This is a genomic window from Sphingomonas sp. S-NIH.Pt3_0716, from assembly GCF_003950715.1.
Lineage (GTDB): Bacteria > Pseudomonadota > Alphaproteobacteria > Sphingomonadales > Sphingomonadaceae > Sphingobium > Sphingobium yanoikuyae_A.
In genome coordinates this window covers 1-15,623 of sequence record NZ_QLJK01000053.1, presented here as the reverse complement: position 1 = coordinate 15,623, position 15,623 = coordinate 1, and the positions used below count along the sequence as shown (strand labels likewise).

Sequence of the window (15,623 nt, the reverse complement as noted above, 5' to 3'; positions counted from 1 at the left end):
TTTTGGCATTGGGCCCTCGGCGCTGACGGAGGCCATGGGCATGCTCAACCACCATTTCGCAGCAGCCGCCTGATCGGCGCAGAGCGACAGCCTACCTCTGACTGCCGCCAATCTTTGCAACAGAGCCGTCGCGGGCAGGGCCGCAGAGGCAACCGCGACGGTGATGCCTTGTCCGATCGTGGCTGGCATGTTCGGCATGGCGCGTACCGTTGGCAGCGGCCCGCCAAGATGCTTCTGAATCGAAGCAATCGTCACGCCCGCCATGATGGACAGAAGACATCCTGCATCGGCAACCACATGCAGCAGCGAAGCTGCGACGTCGGGGAATGCCTGCGGTTTGACCGCCAGCACCACCACATCATACGCCGTTTCGGCGATGTCTTCGAGATAGGCCACGCGAAGAACCGCAGGCGGAAGAGTGGCGCCCGGATCAAAAGCGGATACATCGTGATCTGCGCTCCAGGCGTGCGCCATCGCGCCGCCCATCCGACCGCAACCGACAAGAAGGATTTTCATTCTGGCAACTCCATCGCGCGCGGCGGTGCTGGCAATTAAACTGACGGCGATTCGGGCGCGGTCAGTGCGATGACGAAAGCTTCATGAGAATAAGGCCGCTTATGATGAGGCCCACTGCCGCGAGGCGCAGCAGGCTCGTGCCTTCACCGAGCACCACGACCCCCACGGCGAAAGCTCCGATCGCGCCGATTCCCGTCCAGACCGTATAGGACGTGCCGAGCGGAAGCTCCTTCATCGCGAGCGCAAGAAGGGCAAAGCTGGCAACCATTGCGATGATGGTGATCACCGACGGCGCGAGCTTTGTGAAACCGTCGGATTGCTTCATGAAGAAGGCCCAGACGACTTCCAGAATTCCGGCGATAACAAGATAGACCCATGCCATAGCAGTCTCCAAATGGTGGACTGCCGGGCCGTCCCGGTCTTGATTACCCATTCGGGGCGGGAACGTGGTCGCCGCGCCGCCGATCTATCGGCAGCTCATTATTTGGTCAATGACTGCGATACGCGCTTTGCTCTCACGGACCGACGACGCCGTTATTTTGACATCCAGGGGGCCTTGGCTTCCAAAATCAAATCCTCTCGAAGAGGGAGCGTACGCGGCAACAGGATTGTCGGCTGCGGCTTGAGGGCCTGATCGAGCGCGCGTTCCAGATGTTTCCAGTCGCTGGCGGGGAGCCGGGGTATTCCGAGGCCCTGTTCCACCCCGATGCAGCCATGACCGCCGAACAGCCCGGCGCCGGGCTTTGCGAACATCGCCATCCTTGCCGCACTGGCGCGGAAGGCATGAAGGTCGGCGCCGGGCAAGAACGCCGCAACATAGCCGGGATAGATGCTGTCTCCCGTGAACATATTGCCGCTCGCTTCGTCGAGGAGCACCAACGAATTGTCGGTGTGGCCGGGCGCACCAAGAACCCGCAGCTTGCGGCCACCAAGATCGATCTCGGCATCCTTGGAGATCCAGCGCGTGACGCGGAGCACTGGCGACTTTCGGTTCTCGATCAACCCGAGGAATTCGAACCGGCGAAGCTTCAGCTTGCCATTCTTCGCGCGCGCGCGGAGCCCCGCGACATCGGGCAATGCGACATCGCGAAAATATCGCAGTCCGCCGACATGGTCGAAATGAAGGTGCGAGGGCATCGCGGTGACGGGCAATGTGGTTAGTTGCGCCACCACCCGGCTGATGTCCCGGTCTCCGGGGCCACTGTCCCAGAGCAGGGCGCGATCACGTCCGATCATGAGATAGGCGAAGTTGCACTGGCCATAGCGTGGTTCGCCGATAGCGAACGTCCTGTCATCAATACGGGCAACGACGAACCAGTCATCGACCTTGACCATCCCGGCCGCGAGCTTCTTCGGCATCGGATATGGCCTCGGCCGATCGGCCGACATCGCCATCGAGATCGCCTTGAGATAGGGTTGGTAGATCGACCCGATCACGAAGAAAAAGAGCAGACCGCCGGCAATCGCCGCGATGCGCTTACCAATTGCTCGCATGTCGACCCCTCGCTGTGTCCGGAGATGTCCGGCTTCGTTCTTGAGCCGCATTGCGCGTCGCGCCTGATCGCTGTCAACACGTCGTCCCGGACTCCCGCTTCCCGGTGCTCGACCCCCGCCTCCTGCGTTACGGTTCTCTCATCCCTGTGCCGATGGCGCGAAAAAGTTCGATCGTTTCCAACTCGCGAAAACTCTTTTCCTCATTGGTTTGCGCATAGTCGCTGTTGGCCGAGAGTTTCACGATGACGATGTTTTTCGAGGGGTTCACGTAAATGAACTGATTGTACACGCCGATAGCCGAAAACTCGCCATCGCTGCCTGCTGGCACCCACCATTGATAACCATAGCCCATCGGGGAATCGGCGTTTGGCCGCGCACCGGGCATAAGGTGCGGGGCGTCGGGCGAGACCGATGCCTCGACCCACTTCGCGGGTATGATCTGGCGGCCGTGCCAATTGCCGCGCAGGCGATAGAGTTCGCCGAGCTTGGCATAGTCGCGCGCCGTCGCGGTCAGCCCGGCAAAGGCCATCTCCATGCCCGTGTCGTCGATGACCCAGGCGGCGTTCGTTTCCGCGCCGAGCGGCTGCCACAGCTTTTCCGTCATATAACTGGCTATCGAACGTCCCGTCGCCTTCTTGAGCAACATGCCGAGGACTTGCGTTTCCGCCGAATTATAGCGGTTGAAGGTGCCCGGCGCATGGTCGCGCTTGAGGCCCGCTGGAATGCTGTTGAAAGAGCCGCCGCGCGCCATCACCATGCCGAGGCGACTGACATCCGACTGTGGATCGCCATAATTCTCATTCCAGCTCGCGCCGGAGGACATCTGGAGCACATCCTTGATGCGCACGTCCTGATAGGCCGATCCGGCAAGTTCCGGCAGATAGCGGGTGATCGGGTCCTCGATGCTCTTGATATGGCCTTCCTCGACCGCGATGCCTACGAGCGCGGAGATGAAGCTCTTTGCTACCGACATCGATAGCCAGCGCACGTTCCGGCCGCCGCTCAGCGCATAATGTTCGTAACGCACCTTGCCGTCCTTGAGGACGAGCAACGCCGCGGTATCGGTTTCGCTCAGGAATGCCGCGGTGTCGACCGGTTGTCCCTCATAGTTGAATGTCGGCGGAAGCGTGGCCCGTGCGCCTTCAGGGAACTGAAAGGCTTTCGCCGGTGCGGTCACCGGTGCGGTCGGAAATATCGCGCCGATCCGGGCGAAATTCTCATATTGCTCCTGACCCGAAAACAGCGATCCGACGAACCTCGCGCGGTCCGGCTGCGGTGTACGCGCGCCACTGGCGGCACAGGCGGCGAGCGTCAGCGTGACTCCACCGAGCAAAAGCCATTTCATCATCGGAACCTTCATGAAAATATCCTCATCAACTGGTGAATTGCCGTGTCAGAAGCTGTATTTCGCTTCGACCTTCCACTGCCGCGGCTGTCCGGGCAGCGACGAAAAACTGCCCACATCGTCGCCGTTGACGCGCAGCGCGTAGGCCTTGTCGAGCAGGTTCTCGCCGGAGAGCGCGACCTCCCAGCCATTGGCCGTGTCGGCCAGCGAGAGGCGGGCGTTAAGCAACCCATATCCCGCGTGGCGCGAAAGGCCGTAGTCGAGGTCGGTCAGCGATGCCTTCCGCGTCACAAGATCGTCGCGCCAACTGTAGGAAAGCTGGACCGCGGCGCGCTGATCACCGATATCGAAATCCATCCGCGCGAGGGCGCTCAGGCTGAGCTTGGGTGCGAAGCTTCGGTCGAGGCCCTTGAGCGGAAGCGCGGTGCCATTTTCCGAGAAGCTGGTCACCGTCGAATCGGTGATCTTTGCATCCAGCCAGGCACCCGACGCCTGCAGCGTCAGGCCGGATATCGCGCGCGGTTGCCAGAGCAGATCAAGCTCGGCGCCGACATGGCGGGCGTTGCCGATGTTGCCGAGCTTGGTCAGCGTCTGCCCGAGCAGGTCATCGAAATATCCGATGAAGCCCTGCACGTCGCGATAGTCGTAATAATAGACGGCGCCGTTGACCTTCAGGCCCTTGACGGGCTCCGTCTTGAAGCCGGCCTCGTAGGACCAGACGGTTTCTTCCCGATAGGGATCGAGCTCGGCCGGATTGAGCGCGAAGCCGCCGAAGAATCCACCCGATTTGAAGCCGCGCGTGATCTTGCCATAGATCAGCGTGTCGGGATCGGGTTTCCAGTCGATGCCGATATGGCCCGACAGATGCGTGCCGAGTTTCAGCGACCGGTTTTCGTCAAGCAGCGCGGGGAAGCCGGTATCGCGCGGACCAAGGAGATGGGTGTAACCCAGCAGGTCCTTGTCTTCCTCGGTGTAGCGCAGCGAGCCGTTGAGATTGATCGTATTGGTGATGTCATAGCCGAGCTGGGCATAGACCGCCCAGGACTCTGTTCGCTGGCGAAACAGCCGTTCGCTGACGAAGGGTTCGGGAAGAATGCCGCCAAATGCGAGGAAATTGTCGTTGAACTGCCCGGCACGGTCTTCGCGGATCGTGTCTTTCGCATAGAGTGCGCCGACCAGCCAACTCAGCGCGCCACCGCCGTTCGAGACGAGCCGCAATTCCTGCGACCAAGACTCGATCTGCGAGGTTCCCGGCGTTTCATGAAACAGGGTCAGGGGCGTGGCGTCATAGTCATAATATTGCCGGTTGCGATATTTGAGATAGCCGGTGATCGAGGTCAGCGTCGCGCCGGCCAGATCCTGGCTGGCGCGCAGCGAGATGCCGGTCCATTTGTTGTCGAGCCGGTTGATCGGGTTGGCAAGGACGACGCGCCCCGACTTGTCCTGCGCCGACGGCAATACTCCAGGCTCGCCGGGCGTCAGCACCAGTGCGTTGGTGAGGTTGTGAAAGCCGACGCAATCGGCATCGCCGCGGCGTCCGGCGTAGACTGCGGCGCAGAAATCGCCCGTCGCGAGGTCATAAGCGCCCAAGGCCTGGGCAAGCGTCGTTTCCGATTTGTCGGCGCCCACGTCCAGCTTGAAAAGAAGTTCCAGCCCATCGGTGGGCGTGGCCAGTATCTGACCGCGCGCTGCCCATAGCTTGCGATCGCCATAACGGTCGTTCCGGGGGGTTGCGAGGCTGTCCTGCCATCCGCCCCCGAAATCCCCCGTGGCGGCAAGCCGAAAGGCAAGATTTTCGCTGATCGGGCCGCCGACTGCTGCCTCGACACCATATTGGTCCCACCGGCCATAATGGGCGCGAAGATAGCCCGAATATCGGCTCAGCGACGGGCGCGTCGAGTTGATCGTTACCGCGCCGCCCGTCGTATTGCGTCCGTAAAGACCGCCTTGCGGCCCCTTCAGCACTTCGACGCGATCGATGTCGAACGTCGCGACACCGCCCATGACGTTCGAGGTCAGATAAAAGTCGTCATAGTAGACCGCAGCCGTCGGCGTGTTGTTCGAGTTGAAATCGGCCAGGCCGACGCCGCGGATAACCCAGCTGGGTTGCCCCGATCCGCGATCGTCGAACAGTTCGGCGCCGGGCACGAACTGGGTGAGTTCGTCGACGCTCGAGATCCCCAGTTCCTGAAGGCGCTCGCCGCCAAAAGCGGAAATGGCGATCGGCACATCCTGGATATTCTGCTCGCGGCGTTGCGCGGTGACCAGTATTTCGGCTGGCTCGAGCTCGGTCTGAACGTCGCTGGAGGGCGGGGCCTCCGTTTGCGCGACGGCGTGGCCGGGCAGCGCCGCGCCAATGATCAGCGCCAATGCGATTTTGTTCCTCATGCGCATCTCTCCCTGATTGCGGCCCACGATCTTGTTCCGTTCGGTGTCGTGGGTCCGATGCGAATCGCCCACTAGCGTCACGGCGCCGCCCGTGCAATAAAATTGAGCCATAACTCAATATTTATTGGGCCGCCCCAAATTTCTGGCGGGTGCGCATTGAAACGAGGGGATCAAAGCCTGTAAGGCCGCAATGATGGGAACCTCTGAAATGCCGCAGACAAGCAAGGATCAGCCGCTTCGCAGACCAGTTGTGCAGAAACGTTCGGCGAAGAAGATCGAGGATATTCTGACGGCAACCGAGCGCCACATCGCGGCGCATGGCCTGATCGACCTGTCGACTAACCAGATCGCGAAGAATGCCGGTATTTCGATCGGCACCGTCTATCATTATTTCGATGACAAGGAGGCGATCCTTGCCGCGCTCTACAGCCGCGCGCTCGACCGTATCTGGGTTGCGCTGGTCGCGATCGATACCGAACTGGGCGCTACGCCGAATTTCGATCATTTTCTGGAACTGGCGCGTACCCGCATCGCGGCGGCGGAGCGGGACGAGACGCCGCAGATGTTCCTCTCAGGTCTGTTGCGCGGCCTTCCTGCGATCAAGAAGCTCGACGCCGCGCACAATGAACGCGTCATCGACTGGCTCGCCAGCATCCTCAGAAGGATGGGCTCGAAACTGCCCGACGCGAAACTCAACAAACTTTCGATGTATCTCTACATCGTCTTCAGCTCCAGTACCTGGGAGGCGTTTGCCGCGTTGGGAAAGGTCGACAGTGATATCGAATCGTGGCGCGACGACATCGTCGAAACCTTGGCGCGAAAGGCATTTTGAGACGCGGCCTTGCTACAATGAATGCATCGCGGGCGCTGATCGGAGAGCTGCTCGTCCGATTTCACCGAAGACTGTCATCGATATGCAAGGAAGGTCATCGGCTCTTGTAGCCGATCCGGTGTGAGTCCGCCTTTCGGATCCAGCTACGCAAGCGATCTGAATGCCCACGGAGGCGGTCTGTGGAATTTTTTGGTGTGCCAAAGCCAGCGTGGTTCAGGGAGCTCCGAACCACGCTGGCGCAAACGGACCGCCCGGAATGCTCAGGAAGCGGCAGCAAGAATGCAGAAAACCCCGAGGATCAACGTTTTGCAACCGGCGCCTTTTTTAAAGCCACGTTGTCGGGATCTTCGGCTACAAGCTTTCGCAGGAGCGGAGGAAACTGATCAATCCACCACATTTTTGCCTGAGCGTGAGGGTATTTGAGCGGACCGAAGTCCGCCTGCCTCACACCCTCTATTTCACTCTTCAAGCCGGTCAGCCGCGCAGTGTGCTGAAGCACCTTCGTCACCGTCGTTTTGCCGCCGAACTCCGTAAACAGGACGGTGTGAAACCCCGGGCTGACGCCGCCTGAACTGCCGTCGCTCGGGACGGTCTCATACAGGGTGAGCTGGTTTTGCGGGATAACCTTGATGACTTCCGAGGGTACGGAGTTCCATGAACCGTCCGCGGCTCCATATTGCAGCGTCCTCTTCCCGAGCAACTGCTCCTCGCTCGTGTAAAGATCTCCCCAGGATCCCGTATATTTGATGCCGAAGGGGCCTTCGAACGTGTTGAAGTCTTTCATATGCTTCCAGACGATCCAGGCCGGAGCGTCGAGCGTGAACATGATGTTGGTCACGATACCCACAACGGGGCCGGTCTCGGTCATGTAGCTGAAGTGCTTCTGATGAAAGCCTACGCCGTGCTCGCTTACATCGATGCCTTCATACCAGTTCCAATCCGTGACCGTTCCGACCTTACTCGGCGCGCTGACCTCGGTCGGGCCTTTCGTCGTATCGGCATAGGCTGCCGTGCTGATGGTGCCGGCTGCCAGCATAACGATCGCGGCGTGGATAGCACTCGATGAAATCGACTTTATGATGCGCATAGAGGTCCCTCTCTTATTTTTCGATATGTTGGTGGCGGACGAAGATGCATGTGGCGCTTAGCGAATTGCCGGAAAGGCGGATAGCCCATCGCTCGGTCGCCTGAAGCCTCTTGCCGCTTCTCTTCCCGCTTGAGGTACTGCGTTTCGGCGGTTCTTATGGCTCGAACAACTACCCAGTCGGGTAGTTGGCGGGACGGTTACAGCGGCGCGCCAGATCTTTCGGGCCAGAGACGGCGAAACGCGACGCCGGCCGGCGGCGAGGAGGCGGTCATCCAATCATCACGCGCGCCTCCGCGGCGAACTTTAAAAAGCGCGGCATCGGCATGGCAGACCGTCGCGAGCGCTTGCCGATCATGGTGAGTCCCTGAAGCCGCAGCCAGTCGCTCTAGTGAATGAGCTGCATGTCGCGCGCGGCATTGATCGCCGAAATGCGATTGTCTACCCCCAGTTTCGCGAAGATATTCTTGAGGTGAAACTTTACAGTGTGGTCGGTCATGTCGAGCGCTCTTGCGATTCCCTTGTTTGACTGTCCGACCGCAAGCTCAGCCAAGACGTCGAGTTCCCGCCTGCTCAGCTTCTTCTCGTCCTCCTTGACGCTGCCGCGTCGATCGAGGATCGGATTTGCGAGGCAATCCTGCAAGAAGGCGACTTCCAGCCGATTTTCCGGCTTGTCCCTCCCCGATCGGACTGCAGCACGGACAATAGCCGCCACGGCAGGGGTTGCAAAAGGGGTCTTCATGGACGTGCGCGCGGCATATTTTGCCGCCTTCAGAATGTCGTCGACGCCGCGTTCGACGCCCCTTCGATCATGTTGGATTCGGGCGCGCATAACAAGCAGACGGATCAGGAAGAAATGGGCTCCCCTGTCTTCGGCAATCCCGATGATGTTGTTCAATCCGGACAGCCGCGATGCAAGAACAGGGTCTAGACCGTAGCGACTGTTGAGCATCAGGGCCGATTCGGCGAGCGGTATGAAATTTGCTTCGAGGCTGAAGGGGCCGCCTTCCATGCCCTCAAGTTCTTCGCATTTGCGAGCCGCCCGCAAGATATCACTCTCGTTATCGTTCGCGATCGCGACATAGAGTTCGAAGAATGGGAGGAGCAGCGCCAGCCGTGAAATTTCCTTTCTCCGGATGGTTGTCCTGCACAGGTCGAGCGCCGCTTGCAAAAGTTCCGGATCCCGGGCGGTCAGGCCATGATCGAGGAGACAGGAAAATCCGCAAAAATAGACGTCGAACCAGCTGTCGGTGTCGCAGGCCGTCGCGAGGAGCATGAGAAGCCGAGGGGCGTCCAGCGACACGTGATTCTGCCAGTAGCCGAGCGCGCTCAGGACGATGTCGCTGCTGTTCTTCAGTTGGCTGTCGGCGCCGAAATTATCCTCTACGCTGTCGGCCGCTTCACGGAGATGCGCTATCGCGAGCTCGAAATCGCCTTGGTAGAAAGCGGTTTGCCCGAGATGCATGTAGCAATAGCTGATGCCAAGGACGGAATTGGCGCGTCGCATCGAGCTGACGCCGGCGTTGGTGGCCTCGGTCGCGAGCTTGAACTGCCACCGCGCATTCGCGCTTATCCCCACAAGAGCCTGGATGACCCCGGCGCCCCGCGGGTCTTCGAGGGGCCAGTCTTCCAGCATGCCGCGCAGCATGCCGAACGAGGCTTCGGAGAGCACCGCGTCCCGGTAAGTGTCGAGCTGAGCCTTGGTTACAACATAATCCCTCCGCTCCAATTCGGTGAGCCGGTTGGAACGGAAATCGATTTCAATCTGCTGCAGCTGGGCTTCGGCTTCCTTGATATGACCATCCTTCATCAACAGAAGCGCATAGGCAATTTGCAGCCGCGGAAAGCGATTGATTCCATCGGTCAGGGAATTTCTGATCAGCACCCTCAGGACCGAAACGCCGCCGAAAAGCGTCAACTCCCAACCGCCGGCATCGAGGACGAGCTTGACGGCACGATCGACATTGCCGGACTTTATGGCATGGGTGACTGCGTTGACGACGTCGCCATGCTCCTCGAACCATGACGATGCATCGGCATGGAGCGAGGGGATGAGCTCGGGCGAGGTGCTGTCAAGGACGCCGCTCAGCAACTCGGAAAAAAGGTGGTGATACCTGTACCATTGATCTTCGCTGTCGAGCCTGATGAGCAAGGGGCGAACCAGCGTCGAATTCTGGAGGACGTTGCGGCTGATCTCGCTGCCGCAGATACGCTCCGCCAGCTTCGGCGAAAACCTGTCGAGTATCGACGATCTCAACAGGAATGTCCGCTCGTCCGGCGAACAATGACTCAGAATCTGCTGGATCAGATAGTTCGCGATATGCTCGCGCTGCGTCGGCGGCAGGACGCCATGCTGCTGCTTTTCCTTGGGCGTAAGCTTTGCCAGCTGGACGGCCACCGCCCAGCCTTCGGCCCTGGAGTCGAGATAGTTGAGGGTCTGCTCGTCGAAGGCGTCGCCCGCAAAGGATCGCATTTCCTCGCGGCTGAAACGAAGCGTTTCGACGCCGACCTCGAAGGCCTGCGAAGAGGCGATCAGTGAACTCGCGGCGAGATTGGGAACCGTCCTGCTGCTGATCAGGAACCGGAGGTTGCCGGGTGCATAGGCCAGGAACGTCGAGACAAATTCCGAAACGGCCGGCGATTCCGCAAGATGATAGTCATCGAGGACGAGAATGATCTGCCTTGGCTCGTTCGAGATGCTGGCGACGATCCGCGGAATGACCGACGCCAGGGCTGTTTCGACCAGGAAGCTTTCGGCAGCAAGTTCCAGCTGCCCGAGGTTGACGCCGGCCTTCGTGAGCGCGGCGATGCAATAGCTCGCGAACTGGCGCACATCCACGTCGCTTGCATCGAGCGAAACCCAAGCCACAGACCGGGTGTCTTCGTCCTGGAGAACGGACCATTGCGAGAGGAGCGAGGTTTTCCCGTAGCCCGCCGGCGCGACGATTAATCCCACCTTGTGCGTCGATATGCGATCGATGACCTGCAGCGCGGTCGACCGATCGATGAGTTCCGGGTTCGAGACCGGCGGCGAAAGCTTTGTTTCAATCAGCCAGGAGCCGTAAGCCGACGGATCTTCGAAACCGGGTTTCATCAAACTTGCTTCCGCTGGCGATACGTAAGGATAGGCGCTGAAACCTTGGTACAGATATGCCGGCTTTCTGGCGAGTATGTTCCCGCTGCCGGACGTCCGCGACGCAGCATATCAAGGATATGACCTACGCCCGCGTTATACTGGTCGGCCACCCGGCAGGATGGATGGCCTGTTCTCTGCATGTCAGCCTAACGAGGTTCAATGCCGCGCCCGTCGAGGCGCGCGATGGATATGATCTTGACAGGACGAGCCAGCATCTGGCCCTCATCGGGGCGCCGGTGAATTCGTCTCGGGATTTCGCTTCCGCTTATCAGGCGTCCAAAGGCCGCAAATCCCTGACCGTCGGGATTGCGTATCCCGCCCTGGTCGAGACCGGGTTGGGCGCCGATGCAGATGAAGAACTCGGATGTCGCCGTTCCCACGGCCATCCGCGCCATCGATAGCGTCCCGTCGAGATGCTTAGTCCCCGTCTCCCGGGTCGTCTCGTGCTCGATTGGGGGCAGAAGCGTGGATTCCCTTATTCCGATACCGCCCTGGATGACTTCAATCTTCACCTTGTCGTTCGGCTGGTTGTTGAGCCTCACGGTCCGGTAGAATGAGCTGCCTGCGTACCTGCCTTCGTCGACATGACGCAGGAAATTCCGGGCCGTGATTGGCGCACGGCCCGTGTAGATTTCGAAAATCATCGGTCCATATTCGGTATCCATCCTGACCCGGACGGTGTCCGCACGCTTCTCGACAGGCATTCGTCCCACCTCGTTCTTCAAGCGCCCACCCCCAAGCGCCGCCGGGGCCGGTTCCTGACCCGACACCTTCATGCCGGTGCCGCCTCCGCAGTCGGTGCCCAGCAGGATCGCACCAAGCGCGAACGCCGCCGCCGTCCACGATCGGCGCTTCTGCGAACGGACTGATGCCATCGCCGTCGTCCATGCCGATGCGGGGCCGGCTATTCTCGGGCACGTCGAAGCTGCGCGCTCGCTCGCCATCATGGTCTCGCATCCGATCCGCGTGCCGGCGAGCGAAGAGCCTCGCAGGTTCTGGCAGGGACATGCGCCTCGGCGAGCGCGTCATCAACCTACCCTACTGGGTAGTTGTTCCGCGGGGATGCCGCTGAGAAATGTAGCCCACCTGGTGCGGCCTAAAAACCCGGCCCCGGACCTTCGGCCTGCAGGTGGACTTCAAGACAATCCTGGCTCGGCGGACGGCAAGCGACCCAATTGCCGTCTGCCCCGCGGGTTATCGAGACAGGTCTGCCCGGATCATTGAAGACTTGATATTTTATTGCGCAAAGGAAGCCGTGTGAGCCAAGGAACAGCGATCGAGCCGAATTGGTATGAAGGAAGCGACACAAGCGAGGAGGGTTTCGGCTATCACATCCGCCACTTCAGCTACATGACCGATGCAGGTCCCGTCGTCGGACTTACGGCAAGTCTCATGTTCACTCTCGATGTGCCGTCGGCGATAGCATGGGAGTTCGTCAGCGACTTCAATAGTTTCGAAGGGCCGTTCGGTTTCCGATTTTCGGGGGCATGGGGTCGGCTATACGACAGCGAGGAACATGACCTCGGCCAGCAGACCCTGCGCTACCAGACCAGCACCGGCGAATGGTCCGAGCCTGCCCGCGTGATCCGTGTCATTCCCCAGCATTTGCTCACGCTTTTCGAGCCCGTTCCGGAGGATGGCCGCAACGGCGGCATCAGCCCGGGGTTCCAAACCGTCGTGCTGAACGACCATGACAGCCGAACGACCGTTACCGCCGTGTTCGAGCATGCCGAGCGACTGCCGCCCGGGACGACCGAAGAAGAGGCGCTTGCGCGCTCGATATGGGGTCCCGGCGGGTTCGACAGCACCGAACCCACGCGGCTGTGGAAGGATGAATTCGTACCCCTGCTCAGAAAAATGGTCGCTGGCAGGGCAGCGGAACTCGATGCGGGGACGGTAAAGTCGGACGCGTGACCAGGCTTGGGTCCCTAACGGGCTGTCTTAAGGATCTTTGACGATGCGCAGGTTGTTGGTGTCGGTAGATATGGAGGGTGTCGCGGGGGTTGCCTCGACAGTTTCCCTCATGCCATCGGGTTGGGAATATACTGCATACCGGCGATGGATGACGGCCGAGCTGAATGCGGTTTCGGAGGCGGCTTTCGCAGCCGGATATGACGAGGTGATAGCTGCTGACGGCCACGGTAATGCGCAGAATATCGATCCCGATTTGCTGGTCGACAATGTCCAGTTGATCCGGTCATTTCCCCGTCCACTGCTGCAGATGCAGATGATCGACGATCCGAGCGTGGATGCCTGTGCCTTCGTCGGTTATCACGCAGGCGCCGGAACGGCCGATGGCCTCTTGGCGCATAGTTACTCGGGCGCGGCATTGCGGTCGATACGGCTGAACGGCGAACTCGCATCCGAAGGCTATTTCAACGCAGCCCTCGCGGGATCGTTCGGCAAGCCCGTGCTCTTCGTCTCGGGTGACGAATATACGATCGAAGATGCCAGGCGTTACGCGCCCGGGGCCAAATTTGTGACGACGAAGACGTCGTTCGGCTTCAAGTCGCAGATGGCCCTGCCGCCGGCGCAGACGTGCGGGGCTCTCAGAGAGGCCGCGGAGGCAGCCTTCTCCCAACCGTCGGCCGTTTCGTTCAAAGTCGAGCCACCCTTTGTGGTCGATCTGGAAATGACCAGCCACGGAGCACCGGAAATGCTCGCCTATCTGCCGTGGGTCGAAAGGCTCGACGGCTGGTCGATTCGGGCCACTTTCGATTCCATGGCCGACGCGATGCGGTTCATCTCGTTTGTCATCATGTACCAGCCGAACGGCCAAACGCCGTTTTAGCCGGTGCCCTGCGTTGCGTGGCCGATCGGGACGCGCGTTCGGCGTCGGGCTAGCGCGGCAGAGCAGGCGGGCGCCGCGGCGGGGGGCTCATGATGCGGGATGGTCGGAGCGATAAGAAGATAAAGGGAGAAGATAATGAACGGGTCAACTTTTTCGCTGGCAAATGCGTCCATGGTGGCAGTCTTGCTGGTCACCCAGATCCTCGCGGTGTCGCTGGTTCCGCGAACGGCCGGCTTCACCAACCTGCCGTGGACGCTCGCCTTGCTCGCGGTCTATACCGTCTCGATGTGGAGCCTTGCCTCGATCGTTCATTCGGGCATGCCGCTGGGCCTGATCATGCCGGTCATCGCCGCGCTGGTTCCGCTGGCTTCGATCGGCATTGGCGTGATCTTCTACAAGGAAGCGGTCTCGATGCTCAAAATCGTACTGCTTTGCTCGGCCTGCGGGCTCATCGGGCTGGCCAGCGCCGTCAAATAATCGGGCTCCAGCCCAGGGGATGGTCGCTGCGACCGGACGGAACCGGCTTTCCAGCCGGCTCAATCCGGTTGCAAAGGTCCGGACGGCGCACCCTTGAGTTGACGCGGTCAGCTGCAGCCGGCCGGACCCTTCGTCTGCTCCAGAGCAAAATCCAATGCCGCGCGAACCGCGGTCACCTGCGCGAGGTTGCATTGCTCGGGCGAGGCCCGCGGGCTGTCCGGGTAGACTTCGGTGGTGGTCACGAACCGGGCGCCCGTGATCGAAGCGCACAGGCCCAGTTCTGCCAGCGGATATTCGATCACGCCCCGTGCAACGACGGGCGAGCCGATGATCTCGCCCTTGTCGTCGGGCAAGGCGATATGCGTGACCGCTTCGACTGCCGAGATGATCGCCTGCTGGAAGCCCCTCTGCGGATTCGCGCTATCCGCGCACAAATAGAAGCCGTCGGGGATCGGGTGCGGCTCAAACCTCTTTCCGTCACGCGCTGCGAGAGCAGGCGAAAATTCCTCTTCGTCGCTGTCCGTCGTCTCGTGCAGGTCGATGTGCAGCAGGAAGGACATGTTCGCCGCATCGATGAGCTCGATCAGCGCCGTCGCTTCTTTAGCCGGGCCATCGGCGCGGAAGTGCCGGTTGGGATCGATCGCATCATGGTTCCAGCGATTGACGCGCTCATAAGCCCAGGGGCTCACGCAAGGTGCCGCCAGCAGGTTGACCCGCCCGGCATATGCGTCGGCGTGCGCTTCCAGAAATTCCAGTGCACCCATGACGCCGCTGGTTTCGTAGCCATGAACGCCGCCCGTCACGAGGGCGCCCGGCAGAGCCGGATCGACCGGTCGGCTGCGCAGCGCGAGAAGTGGGAAGGTCTCTGCTCCATATTCGATGCGCCCATAGGGAATGACGTCGAAACGGTCAGCCAGGGCTTCGATCCGCGGCACGACATCTGCGGCGTAGCTGCGGTGGCGGGTCAGCCGGGCGCGCCACTCGCGCCGTTCATCGTCACCCCAAGGCTGGCCGGGCGTGCCCACGGGATATGCGGAAGCGTGGATCATGGCAGTCGGGTATTTCCTTTGTGGTGCATCCTGACGGGCGATGCCGCCTGCGGCAAGGCCGACGAGCGGAGATGCGCGCCGGGCTGCGATCCAGAGCCGGTTCGGAGCCGGACGAGGCGGAGCCAAGGTCTCTCGGAGGGATCGGCAACGGCGCATGATGGCGGGTAGATCAAGGGCACGGAGAATGACGCCTTGCTATCCCATTGCCCGGGAAGCCGCAGCGGCGAACCGGGCGGCCGGCTTGCCCGACAAGCCCGCAAGCAACGGGGCGGAAATTCTTCGACGGGCGGGAGGGTGACATGGCGCGTGCGCAACTCGGTCAAGTCGCCCAGGGGCCACACTTAGGCCTTCGGTACGGTCCCGTAGACAAGTTCCTTCAGCTTCCCCAAAAGCTCTACGGCTGCTCTGGGTCGACACCGGTAATCGGATCGTTGCCGCACTGAACAGCGCCCCGTTCCAGGTCGCCTCCATTTATGCGGCTGAACCGAGGGAGAGCAGCTTTACGCCGTCT

At 60.9% G+C, this 15,623-nt stretch carries 12 protein-coding genes and 1 pseudogene; 4 read left to right on the top strand and 9 right to left on the bottom strand.

Annotation, left to right across the window (positions count from 1 at the left end; all coding sequences use genetic code 11):
• Positions 1-267 precede the first annotated feature (267 nt).
• From BRX37_RS27510 to BRX37_RS24810, 5 genes and pseudogenes are all read right to left on the bottom strand, one after another.
• Positions 268-516: pseudogene (locus BRX37_RS27510) on the bottom strand (pyrroline-5-carboxylate reductase family protein); the annotation flags it as partial.
• A 61-nt stretch (positions 517-577) separates the two neighbouring features.
• Positions 578-898: a quaternary ammonium compound efflux SMR transporter SugE gene (gene sugE / locus BRX37_RS24825; RefSeq protein WP_125990084.1), complete on the bottom strand. Its 321-nt coding sequence runs from the start codon at positions 896-898 to the stop codon at positions 578-580.
• 152 nt (positions 899-1,050) lie between these two features.
• A complete protein-coding gene (locus BRX37_RS24820; protein ID WP_125990082.1) occupies positions 1,051-2,061 on the bottom strand; it encodes an MBL fold metallo-hydrolase in 1,011 nt (336 codons plus the stop codon).
• A 76-nt stretch (positions 2,062-2,137) separates the two neighbouring features.
• On the bottom strand, positions 2,138-3,187 hold the full coding sequence (locus BRX37_RS24815; protein ID WP_206434224.1) for a serine hydrolase domain-containing protein: 1,050 nt from the start codon (positions 3,185-3,187) through the stop codon (positions 2,138-2,140).
• A gap of 216 nt (positions 3,188-3,403) precedes the next feature.
• A complete protein-coding gene (locus BRX37_RS24810) occupies positions 3,404-5,743 on the bottom strand; it encodes a TonB-dependent receptor (protein ID WP_164522530.1) in 2,340 nt (779 codons plus the stop codon).
• 250 nt (positions 5,744-5,993) lie between these two features.
• On the opposite strand from BRX37_RS24810, the gene BRX37_RS24805 reads away from it, so the two are divergent.
• Entirely contained in the window at positions 5,994-6,575 is a 582-nt protein-coding gene (locus BRX37_RS24805) for a TetR/AcrR family transcriptional regulator (RefSeq protein WP_164522529.1), read from the top strand.
• 298 nt (positions 6,576-6,873) lie between these two features.
• Here BRX37_RS24805 and BRX37_RS24800 read toward each other — a convergent pair whose 3' ends face one another.
• The 3 genes from BRX37_RS24800 to BRX37_RS24790 form a co-directional block, all read right to left on the bottom strand.
• Positions 6,874-7,662: a hypothetical protein gene (locus BRX37_RS24800; RefSeq protein WP_125990076.1), complete on the bottom strand. Its 789-nt coding sequence runs from the start codon at positions 7,660-7,662 to the stop codon at positions 6,874-6,876.
• 385 nt (positions 7,663-8,047) lie between these two features.
• The gene (locus tag BRX37_RS24795) at positions 8,048-10,753 is read right to left on the bottom strand and encodes a winged helix-turn-helix domain-containing protein (RefSeq protein ID WP_125990074.1); all 2,706 of its coding nucleotides are present in this window, start codon (positions 10,751-10,753) and stop codon (positions 8,048-8,050) included.
• Positions 10,754-10,941: 188 nt separating this feature from the next.
• Positions 10,942-11,670, bottom strand: a complete 729-nt coding sequence (locus BRX37_RS24790; RefSeq protein WP_206434223.1) for a peptidylprolyl isomerase — start codon at positions 11,668-11,670, stop codon at positions 10,942-10,944.
• A gap of 382 nt (positions 11,671-12,052) precedes the next feature.
• Here BRX37_RS24790 and BRX37_RS24785 point away from each other — a divergent pair, with 382 nt between their 5' ends.
• From BRX37_RS24785 to BRX37_RS24775, 3 genes are all read left to right on the top strand, one after another.
• Entirely contained in the window at positions 12,053-12,709 is a 657-nt protein-coding gene (locus tag BRX37_RS24785) for a hypothetical protein (RefSeq protein ID WP_125990072.1), read from the top strand.
• Between the two features lie 43 nt (positions 12,710-12,752).
• A complete protein-coding gene (locus BRX37_RS24780; protein ID WP_125990070.1) occupies positions 12,753-13,586 on the top strand; it encodes a M55 family metallopeptidase in 834 nt (277 codons plus the stop codon).
• A 183-nt stretch (positions 13,587-13,769) separates the two neighbouring features.
• Positions 13,770-14,063, top strand: a complete 294-nt coding sequence (locus tag BRX37_RS24775) for a hypothetical protein (RefSeq protein WP_164522528.1) — start codon at positions 13,770-13,772, stop codon at positions 14,061-14,063.
• A gap of 107 nt (positions 14,064-14,170) precedes the next feature.
• Here the strand turns inward: BRX37_RS24775 and BRX37_RS24770 are convergent, their stop codons facing one another.
• Positions 14,171-15,112, bottom strand: a complete 942-nt coding sequence (locus BRX37_RS24770) for a M14 family metallopeptidase (RefSeq protein WP_125990066.1) — start codon at positions 15,110-15,112, stop codon at positions 14,171-14,173.
• Positions 15,113-15,623: the final 511 nt, after the last annotated feature.